Origin of the sequence: Alicyclobacillus kakegawensis NBRC 103104 (assembly GCF_001552655.1) — a bacterium.
Lineage (GTDB): Bacteria > Bacillota > Bacilli > Alicyclobacillales > Alicyclobacillaceae > Alicyclobacillus_G > Alicyclobacillus_G kakegawensis.
Map to the genome: position 1 here is coordinate 37,471 of NZ_BCRP01000016.1, position 21,228 is coordinate 58,698.

The following is a 21,228-nucleotide window of genomic DNA, read 5'->3' on the forward strand; positions in this document are numbered from 1 at the left end:
ATGGCTCGTCCAGGGTTTTGGCAGCGGGCTGTGGTGCAGACCTACGCCCACGCGCCACGGTGGATGACCAATCCGGTGGTCCGGCTGGTCAAGGGGCAGTATCCCATCGGCGTGGCCGCCGTGGTGTTTGATGGGGCGGATCGGCTTTTGACGCTTCGCCACACATACGGTCAGCCGTTCTGGCGCCTGCCTGGCGGCCTGATGGAACGGGGTGAGTCGGTCTACGAAACCGCCGCCCGCGAGGTGCGCGAGGAGGCGTGTTGCGACATTCGGCCCGAGTGGATTGTCGAAGCGGAACCTGCGGTGTACACCTTCGACGTGGTGCTCTTGGCGTCGCTCGTTAAGCAGTCTCCCTTCGCCGCCAGCGCCGAAATCGCCGAGCGGCGTTGGATGCACCCGGATGAGTTCTGCCAGGTCAACGAAGACCAGCGAGCCTATGTGGAACGGGCGCGCTGGCTGCGGCAGCACCTGAACGGATAGCCCCCCAGCGGTGGAGCCTTGGTATTGTCCGGGCGACTTCACAGCGAATGTCCGGGCCTAATGCCCCTCGGGAGGGAGGCAGCCAGGCGGCCCCCAGGCGGCGGGTAACAACCGTCGAGGCTCTGCGGCGGCCGCTTAGGCGCCGTGCGCCGTATGGCCGCAGACCAAATCCACCAGGTGGCGCAGAACCGGCCGAATCACGGCGAAGCACTCCCGGACCGCCTTCTCGCTCCCCGGCAGGTTGATGATAATCGTGTCTCCCGCAATCCCCGCCACCTGGCGCGAGGTCATGGCAAACGGTGTGTGCCGCAGGCTCTCGCTGCGCATCGCCTCGGCGACGCCGGGCAGCTCTTTGTCGATGACCTGACGCGTCGCTTCAGGTGTCACGTCACGCGGCCCGGCACCTGTACCCCCGGTGGTCAGCACCAGGTGAATCCGCGCATCGCCCGCCCAGCGCCCGAGAACCGCCGCCAAACGGGCCTGGTCGTCGGCAACCGCCGTCCGTTCCGCGACGGTAAACCCCGCCTCTTCCAACAGCTTTTGCAGCGTGTCTCCGCTTTTGTCCTGACGTGTCCCGGCTGCGACCCCATCGCTGGCGGTCAGCACCGCTGCCGTATACCTATCCATGTATCCCCCATCCTTCCTCTCCCCTTTGGGCGCCCGCTTGAACCGCGCGGCCTCATTCTATCTGGGCTTGCTCAGGCATAGTGTATTACAACGACAAACCATAGAGAATACCCATGTTCATGTTCCGAATGTAAGCGCACGTATCCATAACACGAGCAGTCCAGATACCAAGCGCCATGACGAGGGGGTAATGTCGTGAAGATGCGTCGCGTTTTGGCCGCCTCATCTGTTGTCGCGGTGGCGCTGGCGGTCACCGCCTGCGGCAGTGCGTCCAGCAACAACACGAGCAGCAACGCATCCGGCAACACGGCGAACCGGGCGAGCAACGACGGTGCCAAAGAAGTGGAGATCTTCAGCTGGTGGACAGGGGCTGGCGAGTCGGACGGCTTGAAAGCGCTCATCAAACTGTTCAAGAAGGACTATCCCGGCTACACCGTGATCAACTCGGCCGTCGCGGGCGGCGCCGGATCGAACGCGAAGGCGGTTCTGGCCAACCGCATGCAGAACAACAACCCACCCGATACCTTCCAGGTGCACGTCGGGCAGGAGCTGCTGTCTTGGGTGGACGCCGGCAAGATGGAGCCGCTCGACAGCCTGTACCAGCAAGAAGGCTGGAACAGCAAGTTCCCCAAACAGCTGATTGACATGGTCAGCCACGACGGGCACAAGTACGCCGTGCCGGTCGATGTGCACCGCGGCAACGTATTGTGGTACAACAAGAAAATTTTTGACGAATATCACCTGACCCCGCCCAAGACGTGGAACGACGTGATTCAGGATGCCAAGGTGCTGAAACAGCACAACATCACCCCGCTGGCCCTGGGTGACAAGGACCAGTGGGAAACGACGATGCTCTGGGAGGACATTCTGCTCGGGCAACTCGGGGCGCAGGATTACGACAAATTGTGGAAGGGTCAGATCTCGTTTGACGATCCGCGCGTCAAACAATCGCTCCAGACGCTGAAGGACCTGATGTCCGACGTCAACTCCGACCACGCGGCCAAGGTCTGGCAGGACGCTTCTCAGATGGTGGCCAAAGGCACGGCGGCCATGAATGTGATGGGCGACTGGGCCAAAGGCTACTTCACCAGCGACCTGCACCTCAAGCCCAATGTTGACTTTGGCTGGACCACCACGCCCGGTACCGAGCACGACTTTATGGTCATCGTCGACTGCTTCGGCCTGCCCAAGGGGGTCAAACACCCTGAGGGCACCAAGGATTGGCTGAAGGTGCTCGGGTCTGTCCAGGGCCAGGACGCGTTCAACCCGCTGAAGGGTTCCATTCCAGCCCGCATCGACGCGGACAAGAGCAAGTACGACGTGTACAGCCAGCAGGCCATGACCGACTTTAAGAAAGACCAGCTGACGCCCAGCCTCGCCCACGGTGCCGCCGCCTCGCCAGGGTTCCTGGACGCGGCCAACAAGGCCATCAACCAGTTCGTCAACACAGGCGACATCGATACTTGCATCCAGCAGCTGCAGTCCGCATTTCAGCAAAACCCGCCCGTGTAACTCATCAACCGGACGTGAGGACTGCCACGGTCTCCGACCGATGGCGGCTGGAATCCAAAAAGCTCGGCGGCCAGGCGGACTTTTCGTTTGCCTGGCCCGCTTTCTGCCAGGAAGGGGGAGCTGCCAGTGGCCATGCAGCCCGCGGAGATGACCATTACGCAGCCACGACGGGCGCGCAAGCCGTGGACGTGGGAGCGCGTCTATCCCATCTTGACCCTGCTGCCGTCCATCATCGCCATCGCCGTGTTTGTGTATGGGTTCATCGTTTGGACCGGCGTCGTATCCTTTACCAAGTGGAACACACTGGTTCCCGACCTCTCGTGGAACGGGTTTGCCAACTACCGGGCCATCTTTCAAGACTTTCGCTTCCAGTCGGACCTGCGCAACCTGTTGTTCTTCACCGTCCTGTTTGTCCTTGTCTCTATGATCATCGGGCTGTTCCTCGCCGTGTTGGTGGATCAAAAAATCCGCTTGGAAGGGCTGTTTCGCAGCCTGTTCATCTTCCCGATGGCGATAGCCTTCATCGTCACCGGCGTCGTCTGGCAGTGGCTGCTCAACCCCTCCACCGGTGTTAATCTCATTCTCAAGGCGCTGGGGCTGACGCACCTGCCGAAGTGGTATGTGGATATCACCATCGTCCCCTCCATTCCCTGGGGACACATCAAGTTCGGCCTGCCGCTGGCTCTGCTCGCGGTCATCATCGCCGCCGTCTGGCAGATGTCCGGATTTGCCATGGCGTTGTACCTGTCCGGGCTGCGGGCCATCCCGGATGACTTGAAGGAGGCCGCCGCGGTGGACGGCGCCAACGCCTGGACAACCTTCTGGCGCGTCATCCTGCCGCAGCTGAACGCGGTCACGGTGACTGTGGTCATCATGCTCATCCACATTTCCATGAAGACGTTTGATCTCATCTACGCGATGACGGGCCCCGGCGCCGCGTTTGTGACCGACATGCCGAGCATGGACATGTTCCAGACCACCTTTCAGGGCAACCACTATGCCCAGGGCGCGGCGATCTCCATCATCATGCTGCTGCTGTTGGCCATTTTCATCGTCCCGTACCTGACCTACAGCCTGAGGGGGGAGAAGCCCTGATGAGTCTGCGCCGTGTAAACCGGGCGGTTCTCTACCTTGTCCTGTGCGTCTTCGCCGCCGGTTATCTGATGCCCGTGTACGTCGCCCTCATCACCAGCCTGAAGCCCAACAGCGAGGTCGATCTCGCCCGCATGTGGCAGCTTCCCACCCGAATCGACTTGTCCAGCTGGGGGCAGGCGTTTGAGAGGTTGTCGCCGGGACTGGCCACCAGCCTGGAGCTGGCCATCCCCGCCACCATCATTGTCGCCATTATCGGCGCCTGCAATGGCTATGCCCTGTCCAAGTGGCGGTTTCCCGGCAGCCGTACCCTGTTTCAGTGGCTGCTGTTTGGGATGTTCATCCCTTACCAGAGTGTGTTGATCCCGCTGCTCAAGGTGATGGACAGCATTGGCCTATACAACTCGGTGCCGGGATTGGTCCTGGTGCACGTGATCTACGGGCTCCCGATAGCCACGCTCATCTTTCGCAATTTCTATGTCGGCATCCCGGATGACTTGTTGGAGGCGGGGCGTATCGACGGCAACGGCTACTGGGGACTCTTCCGCTCCATCATCCTGCCTCTGTCGGTGCCCGCGTTCGTCGTCATCGGCATCTGGGAATTCACGCAGGTGTGGAACGAATTCTTATTCGCGGCCACATTGACCACACCGCCGCATCAGCCGGTCATGGTGGCGCTGCAAAACCTTTCCGGCAGCCAGATTGTTCAGTGGAACGTGCAGATGGCCGGCGCCATCATGGCCGCCTTGCCGACACTCATCGTCTACATTTTCCTCGGCAAGTACTTCGTGCGCGGGTTACTGGCCGGATCGGTCAAAGGGTGAGGGGGAGTTGGGCTGCGCCGGAGCCACCCGGTCTATTCCCGGATAATCGTAGGAGACGGCGCGTACGTAGGCGCGGTAGTGGGCGAGCGCCAGCTTGCGGTACTGCTGAACCTCGTACGCCGCATCCGTCGCGGGCGAACCTCCGGTCCCTTCCAGCAAATTGGCCACCGCCTCGGCGGACAGCGCAATCAGGACGTGGTCGTGCGCGTTCAGGGCGGCCTCAAACGCCTGGCGCGCGTCGGCCAGCTTCTTGGCGCCGTCGCACTCGGTCTCCGCGCGAAGCAGCAACAGTTCCGCTGTCGTCTTGTGCAGCCTGTGCGCGCGAGCGATGGCAAGGGCACGGTGGAGGAACCTCAGCCCCTGTGCAAAGTCGCCTTGGCGATGGCACCATAACGCCAGATTGCGCAGCGTCAGGCAGGCGCACAGGTCGTCGTCGGCCGCTTCCGCCCCGGCGAGCGCCTCCTCGGCCCACGTCTTCGCCTCCTCCAGCTGTCCTTGTTCCAGGCAGGCGGCAGCCAGGCTGCATGCGATGCGTGCCCTGTCCGCGCGCTCGCTTTCCCAACGTATCAGTACGTCGTACGCCAAGCGCAGGGATTTGACCCCGTCTTCCGGACGCTTGGCTCGCACCTGAATCACGCCCAACAGTCCCACTGCCTTGGCATAGCTGGGCAGGTCCTGTTGCGCCTGAAAGCATTCCGCCGCTTGATGGGCGTACCACAGCGCCATCACGGGGTTATCCAGCTGCGTGTACGTGTAGCCGAGGTTGTACAGGAGCTTCGGCCGCAGCGGACTGTCGGCGTCGGCCAGGTGCTGCTCGGCCATCACCAGCCAGCGCTCCGCCTCTTCGTAATCGTGCGTGAACAGGAAACTGCTGCCGGAATAGAAGCATGCCGCCGCCTGGGTGCGGGGGTCCTGGGCGTGATCCAAGATCATCCGGCCGATCTGGTGTACTATATCGAAATCTTTCGTCGTATAGTAGTGTTGACAGAGTTCCGTCGCGACTTGTTCATGCACGTTCTGCCAGTGTCCGCGCAGCGAGGTCAAGGCCTCCAGCAGCAGCTCTCGGTTGCCGGTGATGGTGCGGCTGAACGACAGGTCACCGGTGGCAAGCGCGGATGCGTACTCGGCCAGCGTCTTGTCCTCAAGGCGCTCGGCAATCAACTGCAGCATATCGGGCAAGGGCAGTTGGCGGCCGCTTTCGCACAGGCTGATGAGCGACTGGCTGGAGATGCCGTGCGCCAGGTCGGCTTGGGACAGTCGCCGGCGCTGGCGCAGGCTGCGGATGCGGTGGCCGATGACGAAGGCGAGCAGTTCGCGATGGGTGTCTGTCACAGTGCGGGCCCCCCTCTCGGTATGCCCAAATCATGGTTGACAAAGGGGTGAGTGGAATGAAAAAGCTTGCCTGTCTGGCGGCTGCCCTGTCAACGGTCGCGGCCTTTGCGGCGGCGCTTGTGATTCTGCCGAACGACGGGTGTGTTCCGCCGACTCCCTTCTCGCACTCGACCAACCTGTGAGGCTCTGGCAGAGGACCGCAAGCGCTCTGGCTTGTGGTTCTTTTTTTGTGTGCTCCCCTTGGTTTCATATAAACACAATCTTCGGCGGAGGGCATCGGACTTTTGTCCCACCAGTGGTTGCCTTGGACGCGGCAATCCGGCATGATCTTGAGGTGGACGCATCGCATAACAGCATCCGAAACGAGGTGGTATGGCGACGTGGACGTGACGACGCGATATCAACAATGGCTCAGTTACAGTGGTCATTCGCCGGATTTCCGAGCGCAGTTGGAAGCTCTGGCCGAGCAGCCTGACGCGCTCTACGACGCGTTTTACCGCGATCTGGAGTTTGGCACGGGTGGCCTGCGCGGGGTGCTGGGGCCGGGGACCAACCGGATGAACGTGTACACGGTACGCAGGACGACGCTGGGCCTGGCGCGGTACGTGGCCAATCGAGGTGAGGACGCGAAAACCCGCGGGGTGGCCATCGGCTATGACTGCCGCCGCATGTCGCGTGAGTTCGCGCTTGAGGTGGCGTGTGTCTTGGCCGCTTGCGGGGTGCGGGCGCACCTGTTCGAGCACCTGTGCCCGACGTCCGAGCTGTCGTTTGCGGTACGCCGTCTGCAGGCGGCCGCTGGCGTGATGATCACCGCCAGTCACAATCCGCCGGAATACAATGGGTACAAGGTGTACAACGAGGACGGCGGCCAACTTCTGCCCGATGAAGCGAAGTTGGTCATGAAGGAAATTGAGGCCGTCACAGACCTGTTTTCGATTCCGCGTATGGATGCCGACGAGGCGCAGGCGGCCGGGCTCCTGACCTGGATTGGCGAAGAAATGGACAAGGCGTACACGGGGGCAGTGGTCGACGCGGTGCGCGAACCGGCGGTGGCCGCACAGGCCCGCGAGCAGCTGCGCATTGTCTACACTCCGTTGCACGGCACGGGCAACCTGCCGGTGCGCCAGGTGCTGAGTCAGTCCGGCTACAAGAACGTGTTCGTAGTCGCCCAGCAAGAGGCGCCGGATGGAGAGTTTTCCACCACCCGCTCGCCCAATCCGGAAGAGCCGGAGGCGCTGGCGATGGCCATCGCCGAGGCGCGCAGACAACAGGCTGACCTGGTGATGGGGACCGATCCGGACGCTGACCGGGTGGGTATCGCGGTGCGTGGGCAGGACGGCGAATACCATCTCTTGACGGGCAACCAGGTGGGTGGTTTGCTGGTGGATTTCGTCCTGTCGCAACGACAGGCGCGTGGGCAATTGCCGGATAACGGTGTGGTGTTCAAGACCATCGTCACCTCCGGGCTGGGCGCGGCCGCGGCGAGAAGGTACGGCATCAAATCGGAAGACACGCTGACCGGGTTCAAGTATATAGGGGATCGCGTCCGCCACTATGAGGCGACGGGCGAGAAGACGTTCGTGTTCGGCTACGAGGAAAGCTACGGCTACCTCGCTTCTCCGATTGTCCGCGACAAGGACGCTGTGCAGGCGTGCCTCCTGATTGCCGAGATGGCCGCGTTTCACCAGATGCACGGGCGTACGCTGCTGGACGCGTTGGCGGCGCTGTACGGGCGTGTCGGCCACTTCCAGGAACGGCTGGTCAGCGTCACCTTGCCCGGAGCTGACGGGCTGGCGCGCATCCTGACGGTGATGCGGCGCCTGCGCGAGCAAGGTCTGCCAGAAGTGGACGGGTTGGTGCTGGAGACGGTGGAAGACTATCAGGCCGGGGAGCGCCGCCGCGCCGACGGCAGCGGCGGGGTCGAGGCGTTGACGTTGCCCCGTTCCGACGTGCTGCGGTACCTGTTTGCGGGCGGATCGTGGTTGGCCGTTCGACCTTCCGGCACGGAGCCTAAGCTGAAGCTTTACCTGGGCGCCCAGGCTCCGAACGAGGAAGGATGTCTGACGCAAATCCAGCGGCTCAATCAACTGGCTGAAAAGATCACCGCGCTGGCCGATTGAGCCAGTGGTCTGGGGGCCGTCCGGGCCCCCACGCTCTTGCGCCCCTCAGGATTTTTCCTTTCGCCAAGTTTCCCTACTTTTCGATTTTCCCAGTAGGTATAATGAAGTTTGTAAATCTATCGTGAAAATCCATACAGCGGGGATTTGACCTTGTGGATGGGGGTGCCTGGTGATGAAGAAGGGGTTTGCGCTTGTGGCGGCACCGGCGGCGCTGAGCGTTGCCACCGCGCTGATGCCCTCCGGCGGCCAGATGGCGCTGGCGGCCACTGAGAAGGCGGGCACTGAAGCCTCCGTGGCTGCGGCTGGAGCCAAGGATTTGGGACCGACTGACGAAGGGCAGGTGATCACCGCGAGCCTGGTGCTCAAGGTGCGCAACCGGAACGACTTGGCCGCCTGCATCCAGGACGTTTCGACCCCAGGCAGCCCGGAGTATCGCCACTTCCTGTCGGTTGCGGAGTTCAAACGCCGGTATGCCCCGTCCGATGCGGAGATTGCGGCCCTCACTCGGTACCTGGAGGCGAACGGCCTGCGCGTGCGCGAGGTGTATCCGGACAACCTGCTACTGAAGGTGGAGGGGACGGCCGAGCAGTTCAATACGGTGTTTGACACCACGTTGCACAATTACCTGCGGCACGGCCGCCGCTTCTACGCACCCGCGCGCTTCCCGCGCATCCCGAAGGCGCTGACTGACATCGTCTTGGCCGTGGTCGGGCTCGACACCGAGGCGCTGGCACGGCCGATGAGCGCCCGGACCGCGCAGGTGGACGGTCAATCGACGCGTGTGGTTTTGCCGCAAGGCGGCAGCACGGCCACCGGCGTCCCACAGGACTACACAGTGGGCGACGTCGCCAACCTCTATGACGTGAATCCGCTCTACCAGCATGGCGTCACGGGCAAGGGCCAGACGCTCGGCATCGTCACCCTGGCCGATTTTGATCCGAGCGACGCGTACACGTATTGGGACACCATCGGTCTCAAGTACAAGCCCAACCGGATTACCCAGGTGCACGTGGACGGCGGCGGGCCTCTTGGCGCCGAGGATGGATCCGGCGAGACAGCCCTGGATGTGGAGCAGGCTGGGGGACTCGCACCAGACGCTGACATCCTCGTCTACGATGCGCCGAACACGGATGCCGGGTTCATCGACGTGTTCTACAAGGCCATCTCCGCCAACTTGGCGGACAGCCTGTCGGTCAGCTGGGGGATGCCGGAGGTGCTGTACTATGCTGAGCTGAATGGCGGCGTCGACTACACGAGCGAGTTACAAGCATTCCACCAAGTGTTTATGGAAGCAGCCGTCCAGGGGCAGTCTCTGTTCGCGGCCAGCGGCGACGCGGGAGCGTACGACGTCAACGGTGTACTGCCGTATCCTGCCTTTTCCAAGGTGGTGTCGGTCGATTCCCCGGCGGCCGATCCGTACGTGACCGCGGCCGGTGGCACGACGGTGCCGGCCACCCTGACGCTGTCCAAGGGCACGGTCACCATTAAGGAGGAGCGCGCCTGGGCCTGGGATTATCTGTTGCCGCTCGGGTATGACGAGTCCATCTTGTTCCCGGTGGGGGACGGCGGCGGGGTCAGCACGTACTGGTCCCTGCCCTGGTACCAGCGTGGTCTTGCGGGCATCGCCAGGACGCCGGCAGGACAGAGCGTCGTGGACAACAGCGGATCGACACCGCAGGATTACTACGACCTACCGGCTCACTTCGCCGGGCGCAATCTGCCGGACCTCTCGATGAACGCGGACCCAGAGACAGGCTACCTCCTCTATTCGACCCCGGATGGAGGCTGGGTAGCCGGGTATGGCGGGACCAGCTTCGTGGCGCCCCAGCTCAACGGCATCGCGGCGCTGTTGGAGCAGAGCGTGCATGGGCGCGTCGGCCTGTGGAACCCGCTGCTCTACACCATCGCGCGCTCCGGTTCCGGCTATGGATTGCAGCGTCCGTTCAACGATATCACGGCGGGTGACAACTGGTACTGGCAAAGCGCACAGGGGTATGATCAAGCCACCGGCATCGGGACGCCCAACGTCGCGAACTTGGACAAGGTCTTGACCAATCTTGTGTCTGAATCCCAGAACCGTCGTTGACGACGGCCACGACATGACCCGGAGGGCCTGTTCAGGGCGACTAGACTCTCGGGCTTACGGAGGAATTGGCCCCGGATTCGACAAGAATCGTCATCCGGAACGCAAAAAACGCCCCGCAAATGCGGGGCGATTCGATTCTCATGTGAGTACAGTCAGAGAAGTTTACAGTTTCTGGACGTTGGCAGCCTGCGGACCACGCTGACCCTCGACGACGTCGAATTCAACAGCCTGGCCTTCCTCAAGAGTACGGAAACCTTCACCCAAGATGGCGGTGTAGTGCACGAATACGTCGTTGCCACCCTCCATCTGGATGAAACCATAGCCCTTCTCCGCATTGAACCACTTTACAGTTCCTTGCACACGTAATGCCTCCCACTCAGTACCATCGTACCAGAGCCAAGTACTTCTCCGTACTCCTGCGCCGTACCATCGTACTAAAAGATATTTGGTGCCGATGTAAATATAACACCGGCGCGCGGGTGTGTCAAACACACCCTCTGATAAGAGTATATCACATCGCGCCGGCAAAGTTGCATGCGGCGTGGGAGAATCAGGTTTGTCCGCTGTCGCTGGCGGCCAGACTAAGACTAGAAACACGCGGATTTTTTGCGAGCGGGGTGTGGTCATGGCCAAAGCGACGGGACGGGGGTTTCACCTGACGGTCTCGGTGTTTGCCTTGCTGTTGGCGGCGGCATCGGGCGCCGCTCTCTGGTATCAGTACCATCCGGACACAGTCCTGCGCGTTGTCCGGCCGCTTCTGACGGGCGGGCTGCCGCAGTTTGGACCCGGCGGGAGCCCGGACTCGAGCCAGGACGCGGTCGGCGGAGGGCCGGGCAGCGCGGCACCGACTCCCGCACAGGGGGCGAATTCGGCCGCGCCGGGGGGAGGAGCGCCACCCGCGCAGGGGGCCGGCAGCCACACCGGCGCCAGTGACACCGCGTTGGTTCAGGTCAAGGCAGTGGATAAGGGAGTCACCGCCAGCCAATTGGCCCTCGTGCGTCGACTTCTGGACAAAGGCGGCATCCTCGACGATGTGACCGGTCTGCTCGGGCTGCATTTGCGCACCTCCGTCAACATCCTGCTCGCCAGCAGCAAGGCCGCCTACACGCAGGCGCTGGCGAACGAGGGCATGTCCCAGCAACAGGCAAGCGCGCTCAGCCAGGACACGGGCGGCTTCACCCAGGACTCAACCATCATCATTCCGCTCTACCAAAACGAGACGACGCCGGACCTGGGCAACACGCTGGGGCACGAGCTGGTGCATGCCGTGCTCAATCAGGACGTCGGGTCGGTGCCCAGCTGGATGAACGAGGGTCTGGCGGTGTACACCGGGATGTCCGTCCAGCGCCGCCTGGAGTCGTCGGTGGCCTACGCCGGGTACGCCCGTCAGCTAGCCGAGTCGGTGGTGGCCGCCAGCGCGCAGGGGAAATGGATACCCTTGGCCAACAGTGAATCCGCGCTTCTGAGCGGACAGCCACCCTACGACCTGGAACTGCAGGACTGGCTCGCGGTGGCGGATTTGTTCACTCACCAAGGAACAGGCGGCCTGTCAGCCTACTTTCAGCGGCTGGAAGCCGGCGCCGCCCCGGACACTGCTTTTGCCGATGCGTTTCACATCACTCGCAGCGAATTGGACGCGCACCTGCGCAGCCTGATGAACCAGGCCGCGCGTCAGCCGGACCCGGGCCTGGACCTGACGCTGTCCATCCCGAACGGCTTTCGCGGCTATATCCGGATTTTGCCGCGCGACAGCCAGGTGTGGCAGAGTTTTCGCGTGACCCCGGGGGATCTCCATCTCACCGTCACGGCGGGTCAGCGTCTGAGCGGATCCCCTCTCCCGGTCACGAAGACCCGCGACTCGGCGCCGCCGGACAGCCGCACCCTCTACATCAACATCAGCCCGGACCAACCCTACACGTGGCACGGCAAGACGGTGGCGCACTGCGGCTTCGCCTTTGACTACCATGACGGGTTGTACGGATTTGTCGACGCCTGGGTGACGACGGCGGACGGGCGCACGACTTACCTGGAGCAGCCAAGCCTGTTTTCGGTGCGCGTCGATAGGGCGACGGAGCACACCCAGACGAATCCGCTTCTGCCGTTGTTGTCTGCTGGACCGAGCGCCGCCGGTTGAGCGCGAGCCGTTGCCGGATCTGATGTATACTGTGGGGTGAAACCGTACGGACAGGCTGATTCCAGGAGAGGGATGACGCGTTGCTGGGCACATCGACGGGAGCGGCAGAACACGTCCACGTGTTGGGTGTGCGGTTTGACTTGATGCCGCGGTCCCACGTCGTGGAGCAAATCCTCGGGTGGGTGGCGGAAGGCAGCCGCCACATGGTGGTCACGGCCGGCCCGGAGCTGGTCATGCAGGCGGTGGCGGATGTAGACCTGCAGCGCATCCTCCATGTGGCCGACCTGGTCACGCCGGACGGAGTGGGGATTATCTGGGCGGCGCGGCGGGCCGGGCGGCGCGGCGTGGAGCGGGTGAGCGGCGTCGATTTGGTCGAGGACGTGCTCGCCGCCGCCTGCGAACGGCACCAGCCGCTGCGCGTGTTCGTGCTCGGCGCAACGCCTGCGTCGCTGAGCGCCTGTTTGGCCGAGTTCGCCCGCCGCTATCCTGGGTGCCGGTTCGCCGGGCATCATGGCTATTTTGCGCCCGCGGATTTGCCCGAGGTGCTGGAGGAGGTGGCCCGGTTCAGGCCTAACCTGTGGCTGGTAGGGCTCGGACAACCGCGGCAGGAGAAACTGATCTTTGAACACCTGCGCGACCTGCCAGCCTGTGTCGGCATCGGGGTCGGCGGCAGCATCGACGTCTGGGGTGGCACCATCAAGCGGGCCCCGGCCTGGGTGCGGCGGATGAATTTGGAATGGCTGTACCGGTTGCTGCGTCAACCTGCGCGCTGGCGCCGCCAACTGGCGTTGCCACGCTTCGCCTGGCATGTGATACGAAGCCGGCGTCAGGCGTCCTAATGGACAGGCTCCCCGCGTCTGGCGGGAGAGGAAAGATTCGCAGCGTGTGCGCACCGCCGCGGCGGCAAATCCTAGGGGCACGCCGGCCTGTAAGGCTGGCACTTCTGGGGAGGTGCTGGCGGATGAGCAAGACGCACGTGGTTCCAGGCTGCCACAAAGCTCTCGACGATTTAAAGTACGAGATAGCCCACGAACTCGGCATCCCTGTATACCAGGGCAGCGAAGATTATTGGGGAGAGATTGCCAGCCGCGATACGGGCGCGGTCGGCGGCCGCATCACGGCACGCTTGGTCGCCTACGCGGAGCAGGTGTTGGCCTCCGGCGGCAGGTAACACAGACGGCATACTTTGTTGCAGCAGGCGAGGCCCATAGCGGTCTCGCCTGTTCCTGATTGACGGATACAGCCAAATATAATACCATTACGTTGTTTTGGATACGGATTGCGATCCATATCGGTTTTTTTCCGAGAGTCCGAAGCTTTTTCGGATTGGTTGGCGTGATCCACCATCCGCAAAGGGGGAACAATGATGGCGGCACGTCGGTTGTTTACATCTGAGTCGGTGACCGAAGGCCACCCGGACAAAATCTGTGACCAAGTCTCCGATGCGGTGTTGGACGCCATCCTCGCGGATGATCCGAACGCGCGCGTCGCCTGCGAGACGGCGGTGACCACCGGCTTGGTGCTGGTCTCCGGTGAAATCAGCACGACTTGTTATGTGGATATTCCGAAAATCGTCCGCCGCACCGTCGCGGAGATTGGCTATACACGCGCAAAGTTTGGCTTCGACGCTGAAACCTGTGCGGTCATCACGTCGATTGACGAACAGTCGCCCGACATCGCGGCCGGCGTCAACCGGGCGCTGGAAGCGCGCGAGAAGAACATGACTGACGCCGAGCTGGACGCTATCGGTGCCGGCGACCAGGGCCTGATGTTCGGCTTTGCCTGTGACGAAACGCCCGAGTTGATGCCGTTGCCGATCTCGCTCAGCCACAGGTTGGCGCGCCGGCTCAGTGAGTTGCGAAAGGACGGGACGTTGACCTACCTGCGCCCGGACGGCAAGACCCAGGTTACTGTCGAGTATGATGGGGACAAGCCGGTGCGCATCGATACCATTGTCGTCTCCACCCAGCACGGCGAGGAGGCGGACTTGGCAACCATTGAACGGGACATCAAGGAGCACGTGATTGCTCATGTGGTGCCTGAACAGTGGCTGGACGCCAATACGAAGTACTTCATCAACCCGACCGGGCGGTTTGTCATCGGCGGCCCGCAGGGGGACGCGGGTCTCACTGGGCGCAAGATCATCGTCGATACCTACGGCGGCTACGCGCGCCATGGAGGCGGGGCGTTCTCCGGCAAGGACCCGACCAAGGTCGACCGCAGTGCCGCTTATGCCGCCCGCTACGTGGCCAAAAACGTGGTGGCCGCGGGGCTGGCGCGCAAGTGCGAGGTGCAAGTGGCCTACGCGATTGGCGTCGCCCGGCCGGTGTCCATCTCGGTGGACACCTACGGGACGGGTGTGGTCTCGGAGGAAAAAATCGTCGAACTCATCCGCGAGCACTTCGACTTGCGGCCCGCCGCCATCATTCGCGACCTGGACCTGCGGCGGCCGATTTATCGCCAGACGGCAGCGTACGGACACTTCGGGCGGCTGGATTTGGATTTGCCCTGGGAGCGGACGGACAAGGCGGAGGCGTTGCGCCAAGCGCTTTGAGGCAACAGCCCACCCCCACAAGCGGATCGTCCAGCGCGAAGGATATAGCATCACCCTTACCCCATGTTTGGGCGTTGGTTGGGAACCCGGCCGACGCCATTTCTTTTTTATCCATCTTTTGCTTTTGTTCGCCAAAGTTCAGCAGGAAAATCATAAAGGTATCCAGAATTATTCATAATACACTGCGATTCGTACCTATGATTCTCCCGTTGGGAACAGGTCCGCAAGGATAGACCACACTGAACGGAAGGGCGACGTGTGAGTTGAATCCCAATTTCGCTGCGCTGCAGGAGGCTATTGACAAGACCCTGGCAGCTGTTTCCGAAGGGCGCGGGCAAGTCGGGCAGATTGTCGAATCCACGTCTCGGGAACTGCAACGCCTGGAGTCGGAGTACGAGCAGGCGAAGGATGCCTGCATGAAGGCCATTGCCGAGGTGGCACAGGCCGAGATGCAAGCGCGCCGGGCGCGCACACGGTTGGCCGAAATGAGCCGGCTGGAAGGACCCGAGGCGGAGGAAAAGATGCGCGAGGCTTATACGGCAGCCGAAAACGCGCAGACCGACCTGAAGCTCTGGCGCGAACGCGAGGCCAACCTGCGCTGGCGGCGCGACGAATTGGCCCGCCAGTTGAAGACTATGCAGGTGACCCTGCACAACGCCGAATCGTTGCTGATGAAGTTCGACCACGTCCGCGACTATCTCGCCAACGGCCTGGCCGGTCTCTCCACTACGCTGGAATTAGCCCACCTGCAGACTTTGCTGGGCTTCCAGATGTTGCAGATGCAGGAGGAGGAACGGCGCTTTTTGGCGCAGGTGCTGCACGACGGCCCGATGCAGTTGCTGGCCAGCGTCGCCATGCGGCTGGAGGCCCATAGTCACTTGGACGGCGACATCAAGCAGGAGGTGCAGGGGCAGCTGCGCGCGGTGATCCAAGATCTGCGTCGGGTAGCGTTTGACCTGCGTCCGCCGCTCATCGACGACTTAGGGTTGATTCCAGCGCTTAAGCGATACGTCCAACAGTGGACCGAGTGGACCCAAGTCCAGGCCAAGATTCATCTCAGCGGCATTGAGGTGCCTCTGGGGGCGGCAGAAAAGATGGCGGTGTTTCGATCCGTTCAGGAAGCGCTCCACAATGTGGAACAGCACGCCCACGCGCGAAAGGTGGACATCTTCGTGGTCTACGGACTGGATACGCTGTTGGTGCGTGTGCGCGACGACGGCGTGGGTCTGGCGGTGGTCGATTGGTCAGGCTGGCTGCAGGAGGGGCGCATTGGCCTGACGATGGTCAATCAACGCTTGCAGTTGCTGCAGGGGAGCCTGGACGTGCAGCGGCGAGAGAACGGAGGGACCGAAGTGATCATTCACCTGCCCCTGCGGCGCAGCGATTTCACTCGTGTGCAGGCAGAAGGAGGGGGAATGGTTGGAAACGCAGCAACCCATTCGCGTGGCCATCGCGGATGACAATGACCAATTTCGCGAGACACTGCGCGAGGTACTCAGCTACGAATCCGATCTCCAGGTCATCGCCATGTGGAAAAACGGTGCCGACGCGGTGGAGGGCTTGGAACACGTGCAGCCGGACGTGTTGCTGTTGGACATCAACATGCCTGTGCTGAATGGAGTCGAGGCGACACACCGGCTACAGGTCACACATCCGGATCTCAAGATCATCATCCTCAGCATGTACGACGATGAAGGCTACGTGCTTGAGACGTTGAAGGCCGGCGCCGCCGGGTACCTGGTCAAGGACGGATCTGTCACCGAGGTGGTGGGCGCCATCCGTGAGGTCGCGGCGGGCCGCGGGATGGTACATCCGCAGGTGACGCACACCATTATTTCGCAGTTTCACGACCTGGCCCTGCTCAGCGACGAATGGAAAGAGACGCTGACCAATCGGGAGATGGATGTCCTGCGCGAGTTGGGGCAGGGCAAATCCAATGAAGAGATTGCGCAAGCCCTTGGCATCACGGAAAAGACTGTCAAAGACCATATTTCCAATATCTTGGCCAAATTGGGCGTGACCGACCGCACACAAGCCGTGGTGATGGCCATGAAGCGGCGCTGGATTCCGTCGTAAGATTGCGAGTTCCCGACCTTCGGGAAGGTTCCTCCTTTTCCCTCCCCGCATATATTGCTGCAGGGGGTGAGGGCATGGTGGAGGCCCTGGTATTTTGGGGACTTGCCCTGTATGGGGCCGTGGTTCTCGTCTGGCAGGTGAGCCAGCGGCTCAAGCGCCGCTTGGCTTCCAGTCCGTTGACGTTTGTCCTCATTGTGCAAGATGCTGAGGCGCACATCGAGGGCGTGCTGCGCTCCCTAACCCTGCGGACAGCGTGGTCTGCGCGGCCCCGGCGGGTGCTTGTGATTGATTCGGCGTCTGCGGATGATACCCCACTCATCCTCGAACGCCTTGCCGAGGAGCGTGACTGCATCCATTGGCAGCGGGCGGAAACTGAAGACGAGGTTCGCCGCATCTTGACGCGGACCTGCCTCACCGAGCCGTTTGTCGGCTGCATCTACGATTTGCGGGCGGTTCGGAAGCTGCGGGACGTCACAGAAGATATGATCCGATTCTGTTGTCACTGAGTTTGTCAATCAGCTTGTCCGCGCGCTCGCTCCATGCGAATACCGTCTGCGCATCGGCTTCGGTTTTCGATAACCAGGTCAGCAGGTATTCATAGGCGTCGAGGGCGTCGAGCAGTCCGTCGTTGTCCCCACACGCCTCGGCTGCCTGGGCAACTTCCATGACCTCGCGCAGGGCCTTGTCTGTGTCTCCGAGTTCATACCAGGCTCGCGCCCGCAGCAGACGCAAGCGGATGGTCAGGTCCGGCTTGCGTTCAGCCGGCGCCTCTTCCGGCACATGTCCGACCACGGACGCAAGACACTCCTCGGTTCGTTCCAGCGCTTCCTGAATCCGCCCTTCATCCAACAAGTGTTGAATCAAGAGTTCCTCTATCCTGACCAGGGATTCGGCGTCTTTGGCCATGGTGAGACCAGCGCGCAGCCAGGGGGAAGGCCACCGCTCCTGCCGGCCTCCGATGGATTCCAACATCATCTGGCCCTCCAGGTGACGCGCAGCTTCCAAAAAGGCAATCGCCTTGTCCATGAGCGCGCGGGCCCCACCTGGGTCGTTGCGGGCGAGAGCCCGGTCTGCATCTTTCGCCAGCGAGTCGGCCATCCTGTGCAGGCGGTGAAGACGGGGGGATCGGCGGAGCGCGCGTTCCACCCACGCGGCTGCTTCCGTTTCCCGTCCCTGCTCCGTCAACAGTTGGTAGAGCAACAGGTAGATCTCGGTCAGGTCCGTCTCCACCTGTGTGCGCGAGTATTCTGATTTATTCGCTAAGCGTTCTCCTAAGATTACCGCGTTTTCCCATTCATGAATTGCTCCGTCCGGGTTGTTCATGGCATACTCGACCTGCCCGGACTCTCTGTAGATGCGCAGCAAGGCTCGCTGCTCCTGCGTCTGCAGGGCGTATTCGCGCAGTTGCTCCAGGAGCGGTACAACCTCGTTGTAATCGCCCAGCATGCGTTTCGCCTGGACGAGCAGCAGGTGGTATTCCAGGTACTCGTATCCTGGCGGATTGGGCACGGGTAGTTGGTGCAGCGTCTCCAGGGCTTTGTTCGGCTGGCCGGCCAGCAACCAGTACTCGGCGGTGCGCAGCATCGCCGTCGGGGTGTAGGGATCGCCCAGTTCTCCTAAAAAGTACTCGACCGAGGTCCCCAGGCGATTGGCCAACTGACACAGCAGGGCATAGGATGGACGCGCCTTGTCGGATTCAATCTGGCTGATCATGCTCGAAGTGACAATGCCGTTCGCCAGCTCCGCCTGCGTCATCCCGCGCTGTTGCCGGATTTCACGGACCTTTGCGCCGATGGAGGTCATGGAAAAGTTCACCAACCCTTTGCCGATGTCTTGAGTGTTTTTCTTGAGTGTTCTTTCTGTGTATTCCTTTGTGTGTTTATGGCGGGCCGTGGGGGCGGATCGGATAGAATCTTCAGGAATACAAGATAGAAGACAGAATACTAATGGGATTTTACAGGATACTGACGAGAAATCCTAGCCCTATATTGGAAAGAATATATATACATCAATGGAAATTTCATCCCTGATGCGGGTCTTCAGGTCCGGCGCACCGTCTCGGGGAGATAGGAGGTCCAATGCATGGGGAATATTGCTTTTGTCACCGACAGCACGGCGTATCTGACACCAGAGCAGGCAAACGAGTATGGGATTGAGGTGGTGCCGCTGTCCGTCTTGTTCGGCAGTGAGACGTTCCGCGAAGGCGTGGATCTGACTGCAGAAGAGTTTTACGCCCGGCTGGCGGAGGCAGACAAGCTGCCGACCACTTCACAGCCGACCCCGGGGGAGTTTGCGAAGGTGTTTGAACGGCTCCTGAAAGACCATGACAGTGTGCTGTGCCTCTTGCTCTCCAGCGGTCTGAGCGGCACGACGCAGTCGGCTGAAATAGCGGCCAAGCAGGTCGGAGGCGACGTGACCGTTGTCGATTCCCGGATTGCCAGTTACGGCATCGCCGGGCCGCTGTTGGACGGGGCGGCGCTGGCACGCCAGGGAGGCAGCAAAGAGGATGTGCTGAATCTTTGGCGGCGTGAGTTGGAAGAGATGCACGCTTACTTTGTCATCGACACACTGGAATACCTGCACAAAGGCGGGCGCATTGGCGGAGCGTCTGCGGTATTCGGGGCGCTGCTGCAGATTAAGCCGATTTTAACGATAAACGACGGGCGGATTGACCTGTTCGAAAAGGTACGCACGCACCGGCGAGCGATGGAGAGGATGTTGGCGCGCTTTGACGAGGATGCCAGGGACGGTCGCCCGCTCCAGGTGGGGGTGGTGCATTCGCGGCGTCTGGAAGACGCGGAGAGGCTCAGACAGGACCTGCTCGCCCGCTACCCCAACATCCAGGCGGACATTAGCGAACTGGGCCCGGTCATCGGCACGCACACCGGTCCGGGGGTGCTCGCCTTGGTCTATTACCCGCGGCTCTCATCCCGGTGGGATGGACGATGAGCGCCGGCAAACCCTGGTTCCCGCGTTGCCCGGCGGGCATCCTGCTTCGTGGCCGCGCGGGGGGCTGGGGAAGGTCGCGAGAGCGTGCCCCGGCCCGCCTGACACCTCGTTTTCGGGCACGCCTCCTGATGCGGGCAGCATTGTCGTGGTTGTATCCGGATGCTTCGCCCATTTGCCCTCTTTGCCACCGCCCGTTGCCCGGCCCGGCGATGGTGGATGCGGCGCGTTCGGATGGCAGCCGATTCTGCCTGTTTTGCGTCCAGCGCCTCGCCGCCCTGCAGCCACGGGTCTGGAAAGGCTGCCTGCAGACCCGGCTGGGGCGTGTGCCGCTGGCCTGCGGCATCCCCTATGACAGGGATATCCCAACGTTCATCCGCGCCTGGAAATATGACGGCGTGCTCGCCCTGACTCCTTGGCTCGCCGTCTTTGTCGAGGCGGCCCTGCAGCCGCTGGCGCGGGTGTTCGGCAGAGAGCCGTGGCTTTTGGTCCCTGTCCCCACATCGCGTGATCGGTGGCAGCAGCGTGGCTATGACCACGTGCTCCTGCTGGCGGAGCGGATTTCCACACGAACACGTCTCCCCGTATGGCCGGGTTTGCTGAGGCGCGCCGATGACGGGAGCGGTCTGACGCAATCACAGACCGCCAAGTCGGCGGCCCAGCGCAGCGCCGGAACGGTTGGCCGCTATGCCGTCCGCCCCGAGGCCTTGGTCCATCCCTTGCTCCGGGCGGGCGTACGGGCACAACGGTTCCTGCTGTTGGATGACGTGGTGACGACCGGATCAACCCTGGCGGCGTGCGCCGACGCGCTGTTCTCCGCGGGCGCCCTGCAAGTGGCCGGGGTGGCGATTGCCCGCGTGAGGTGAGCCCGCTCGGCTTGCGCGGCTCTTGCCCTGCATGCGCGGATTTTGTCGAATGGAGCAGGAAAATGACGGTGGCAAGTGGAAATGTTCCAGAAATAGATTTCGGGCTGCTGGGCGGCTGTCAGGTCTCGGCAGGCCCGGTCTAGGGTGGGACGTTTCATGACGATTGCCAATTGCAAACGCTGCGGGCGCATCTTCAACCGCGTGTCGCGCGACATCTGCCCGGCCTGCGTCGCGGAGGAGGACGAGGCGTTCGAGAAAGTGCGCGCGTACCTCAAGGAACACCGCTACGCCACTATCCTTGAGACGAGCGAAGCGACGGATGTCGACCTGGATCTGATTGTCGACATGATCAAGAGCGGGCGGTTGATCATCCGCGACCTCCCCAATTTCACTTATGCCTGTGAGCGGTGTGGCGCGCCCATCCAGGTGGGGCGGTTTTGTTCCCGTTGTACGCAAGAGCTGTCGAGCCTGCTCGGGATGGCCGAGAAGGGCAAAGAGAATTCCAGGGTTCAAACGGATACGCCCCTCTCCCGCAGACACGGCTATTATTCGCGCTAGAGCGCAGCGGGAGTGGAGGTG

General features: G+C 62.2%; 21 protein-coding genes. 17 read left to right on the plus strand and 4 right to left on the minus strand.

Features of this window, described 5'->3' with window-relative positions; genetic code table 11:
* Entirely contained in the window at window positions 1-480 is a 480-nt protein-coding gene (locus tag AK2_RS12100) for an NUDIX hydrolase (RefSeq protein ID WP_067934747.1), read from the plus strand.
* 135 nt (window positions 481-615) lie between these two features.
* Here AK2_RS12100 and AK2_RS12105 read toward each other — a convergent pair whose 3' ends face one another.
* The gene (locus tag AK2_RS12105) at window positions 616-1,107 is read right to left on the minus strand and encodes a MogA/MoaB family molybdenum cofactor biosynthesis protein (protein WP_067934749.1); all 492 of its coding nucleotides are present in this window, start codon (window positions 1,105-1,107) and stop codon (window positions 616-618) included.
* Between the two features lie 201 nt (window positions 1,108-1,308).
* Here AK2_RS12105 and AK2_RS12110 point away from each other — a divergent pair, with 201 nt between their 5' ends.
* From AK2_RS12110 to AK2_RS12120, 3 genes are all read left to right on the plus strand, one after another.
* Window positions 1,309-2,619: an ABC transporter substrate-binding protein gene (locus AK2_RS12110; RefSeq protein ID WP_067934801.1), complete on the plus strand. Its 1,311-nt coding sequence runs from the start codon at window positions 1,309-1,311 to the stop codon at window positions 2,617-2,619.
* Window positions 2,620-2,751: 132 nt separating this feature from the next.
* Window positions 2,752-3,714, plus strand: a complete 963-nt coding sequence (locus AK2_RS12115) for a carbohydrate ABC transporter permease (RefSeq protein WP_067934803.1) — start codon at window positions 2,752-2,754, stop codon at window positions 3,712-3,714.
* A complete protein-coding gene (locus AK2_RS12120) occupies window positions 3,714-4,535 on the plus strand; it encodes a carbohydrate ABC transporter permease (protein ID WP_067934751.1) in 822 nt (273 codons plus the stop codon). Before AK2_RS12115 ends, AK2_RS12120 begins: the two co-directional genes overlap by 1 nt.
* Here the strand turns inward: AK2_RS12120 and AK2_RS12125 are convergent.
* Window positions 4,509-5,867 (minus strand): helix-turn-helix domain-containing protein, encoded by a 1,359-nt coding sequence (locus AK2_RS12125; RefSeq protein WP_067934754.1) that lies wholly within the window; start codon window positions 5,865-5,867, stop codon window positions 4,509-4,511. The genes AK2_RS12120 and AK2_RS12125 overlap by 27 nt on opposite strands.
* A gap of 56 nt (window positions 5,868-5,923) precedes the next feature.
* Between AK2_RS12125 and AK2_RS17670 the strand changes: the two genes are divergently transcribed.
* The 3 genes from AK2_RS17670 (at window position 5,924) to AK2_RS12135 (ending at window position 10,073) form a co-directional block, all read left to right on the plus strand.
* Window positions 5,924-6,049 (plus strand): hypothetical protein, encoded by a 126-nt coding sequence (locus tag AK2_RS17670; RefSeq protein WP_281180660.1) that lies wholly within the window; start codon window positions 5,924-5,926, stop codon window positions 6,047-6,049.
* Between the two features lie 198 nt (window positions 6,050-6,247).
* On the plus strand, window positions 6,248-7,987 hold the full coding sequence (locus AK2_RS12130) for a phospho-sugar mutase (protein ID WP_067934755.1): 1,740 nt from the start codon (window positions 6,248-6,250) through the stop codon (window positions 7,985-7,987).
* Between the two features lie 172 nt (window positions 7,988-8,159).
* Complete coding sequence (locus AK2_RS12135) at window positions 8,160-10,073, plus strand: S53 family peptidase (RefSeq protein ID WP_217994700.1); 1,914 nt, start codon at window positions 8,160-8,162, stop codon at window positions 10,071-10,073.
* Window positions 10,074-10,235: 162 nt separating this feature from the next.
* On the opposite strand, the gene AK2_RS12140 is transcribed toward AK2_RS12135, so the two are convergent.
* Window positions 10,236-10,433 carry a cold shock domain-containing protein gene (locus AK2_RS12140; protein WP_026962745.1) on the minus strand — a complete coding sequence of 66 codons (198 nt, stop codon included), beginning with the start codon at window positions 10,431-10,433 and terminating at the stop codon, window positions 10,236-10,238.
* Between the two features lie 196 nt (window positions 10,434-10,629).
* On the opposite strand from AK2_RS12140, the gene AK2_RS12145 reads away from it, so the two are divergent.
* From AK2_RS12145 to AK2_RS12175, 7 genes are all read left to right on the plus strand, one after another.
* Window positions 10,630-12,207, plus strand: a complete 1,578-nt coding sequence (locus tag AK2_RS12145; protein WP_067934757.1) for a gluzincin family metallopeptidase — start codon at window positions 10,630-10,632, stop codon at window positions 12,205-12,207.
* A gap of 80 nt (window positions 12,208-12,287) precedes the next feature.
* Entirely contained in the window at window positions 12,288-13,046 is a 759-nt protein-coding gene (locus AK2_RS12150) for a WecB/TagA/CpsF family glycosyltransferase (protein WP_245632894.1), read from the plus strand.
* Between the two features lie 122 nt (window positions 13,047-13,168).
* Window positions 13,169-13,378, plus strand: coding sequence for an alpha/beta-type small acid-soluble spore protein (locus AK2_RS12155; RefSeq protein ID WP_067934759.1), 210 nt, complete (start codon window positions 13,169-13,171; stop codon window positions 13,376-13,378).
* A 192-nt stretch (window positions 13,379-13,570) separates the two neighbouring features.
* Window positions 13,571-14,761, plus strand: coding sequence for a methionine adenosyltransferase (gene metK, locus AK2_RS12160; protein ID WP_174521158.1), 1,191 nt, complete (start codon window positions 13,571-13,573; stop codon window positions 14,759-14,761).
* Between the two features lie 263 nt (window positions 14,762-15,024).
* Window positions 15,025-16,221, plus strand: coding sequence for a sensor histidine kinase (locus tag AK2_RS12165; protein WP_067934763.1), 1,197 nt, complete (start codon window positions 15,025-15,027; stop codon window positions 16,219-16,221).
* Window positions 16,181-16,837 carry a response regulator gene (locus tag AK2_RS12170; protein ID WP_067934765.1) on the plus strand — a complete coding sequence of 219 codons (657 nt, stop codon included), beginning with the start codon at window positions 16,181-16,183 and terminating at the stop codon, window positions 16,835-16,837. The genes AK2_RS12165 and AK2_RS12170 overlap by 41 nt, the downstream gene beginning before the upstream one ends.
* Window positions 16,838-16,911: 74 nt before the next feature.
* On the plus strand, window positions 16,912-17,343 hold the full coding sequence (locus tag AK2_RS12175; RefSeq protein WP_067934768.1) for a glycosyltransferase family protein: 432 nt from the start codon (window positions 16,912-16,914) through the stop codon (window positions 17,341-17,343).
* On the opposite strand, the gene AK2_RS12180 is transcribed toward AK2_RS12175, so the two are convergent.
* A complete protein-coding gene (locus AK2_RS12180; protein WP_067934770.1) occupies window positions 17,309-18,640 on the minus strand; it encodes a helix-turn-helix domain-containing protein in 1,332 nt (443 codons plus the stop codon). The genes AK2_RS12175 and AK2_RS12180 overlap by 35 nt on opposite strands.
* A 279-nt stretch (window positions 18,641-18,919) precedes the next feature.
* Between AK2_RS12180 and AK2_RS12185 the strand changes: the two genes are divergently transcribed.
* The 3 genes from AK2_RS12185 to AK2_RS12195 all read left to right on the plus strand — a co-directional run bounded on the left by AK2_RS12185 (window position 18,920) and on the right by AK2_RS12195 (window position 21,207).
* On the plus strand, window positions 18,920-19,786 hold the full coding sequence (locus AK2_RS12185; RefSeq protein ID WP_067934772.1) for a DegV family protein: 867 nt from the start codon (window positions 18,920-18,922) through the stop codon (window positions 19,784-19,786).
* Window positions 19,783-20,649, plus strand: coding sequence for a ComF family protein (locus AK2_RS12190; protein ID WP_067934774.1), 867 nt, complete (start codon window positions 19,783-19,785; stop codon window positions 20,647-20,649). Before AK2_RS12185 ends, AK2_RS12190 begins: the two co-directional genes overlap by 4 nt.
* Before the next feature lie 156 nt (window positions 20,650-20,805).
* Window positions 20,806-21,207, plus strand: a complete 402-nt coding sequence (locus tag AK2_RS12195) for a TIGR03826 family flagellar region protein (RefSeq protein WP_067934776.1) — start codon at window positions 20,806-20,808, stop codon at window positions 21,205-21,207.
* Window positions 21,208-21,228 lie beyond the last annotated feature (21 nt).

Coding starts and splice junctions, on each gene's coding strand:
- AK2_RS12100 (WP_067934747.1), top strand. CDS start 1: ATGGCTCGTCCAGGGTTTTGGCAGCGGGCTGTGGTGCAGACCTACGCC.
- AK2_RS12105 (WP_067934749.1), bottom strand. CDS start 1,107: ATGGATAGGTATACGGCAGCGGTGCTGACCGCCAGCGATGGGGTCGCA.
- AK2_RS12110 (WP_067934801.1), top strand. CDS start 1,309: ATGCGTCGCGTTTTGGCCGCCTCATCTGTTGTCGCGGTGGCGCTGGCG.
- AK2_RS12115 (WP_067934803.1), top strand. CDS start 2,752: ATGCAGCCCGCGGAGATGACCATTACGCAGCCACGACGGGCGCGCAAG.
- AK2_RS12120 (WP_067934751.1), top strand. CDS start 3,714: ATGAGTCTGCGCCGTGTAAACCGGGCGGTTCTCTACCTTGTCCTGTGC.
- AK2_RS17670 (WP_281180660.1), top strand. CDS start 5,924: ATGAAAAAGCTTGCCTGTCTGGCGGCTGCCCTGTCAACGGTCGCGGCC.
- AK2_RS12135 (WP_217994700.1), top strand. CDS start 8,160: ATGAAGAAGGGGTTTGCGCTTGTGGCGGCACCGGCGGCGCTGAGCGTT.
- AK2_RS12155 (WP_067934759.1), top strand. CDS start 13,169: ATGAGCAAGACGCACGTGGTTCCAGGCTGCCACAAAGCTCTCGACGAT.
- metK (WP_174521158.1), top strand. CDS start 13,571: ATGATGGCGGCACGTCGGTTGTTTACATCTGAGTCGGTGACCGAAGGC.
- AK2_RS12175 (WP_067934768.1), top strand. CDS start 16,912: ATGGTGGAGGCCCTGGTATTTTGGGGACTTGCCCTGTATGGGGCCGTG.
- AK2_RS12180 (WP_067934770.1), bottom strand. CDS start 18,640: ATGACCTCCATCGGCGCAAAGGTCCGTGAAATCCGGCAACAGCGCGGG.
- AK2_RS12185 (WP_067934772.1), top strand. CDS start 18,920: ATGGGGAATATTGCTTTTGTCACCGACAGCACGGCGTATCTGACACCA.
- AK2_RS12190 (WP_067934774.1), top strand. CDS start 19,783: ATGAGCGCCGGCAAACCCTGGTTCCCGCGTTGCCCGGCGGGCATCCTG.
- AK2_RS12195 (WP_067934776.1), top strand. CDS start 20,806: ATGACGATTGCCAATTGCAAACGCTGCGGGCGCATCTTCAACCGCGTG.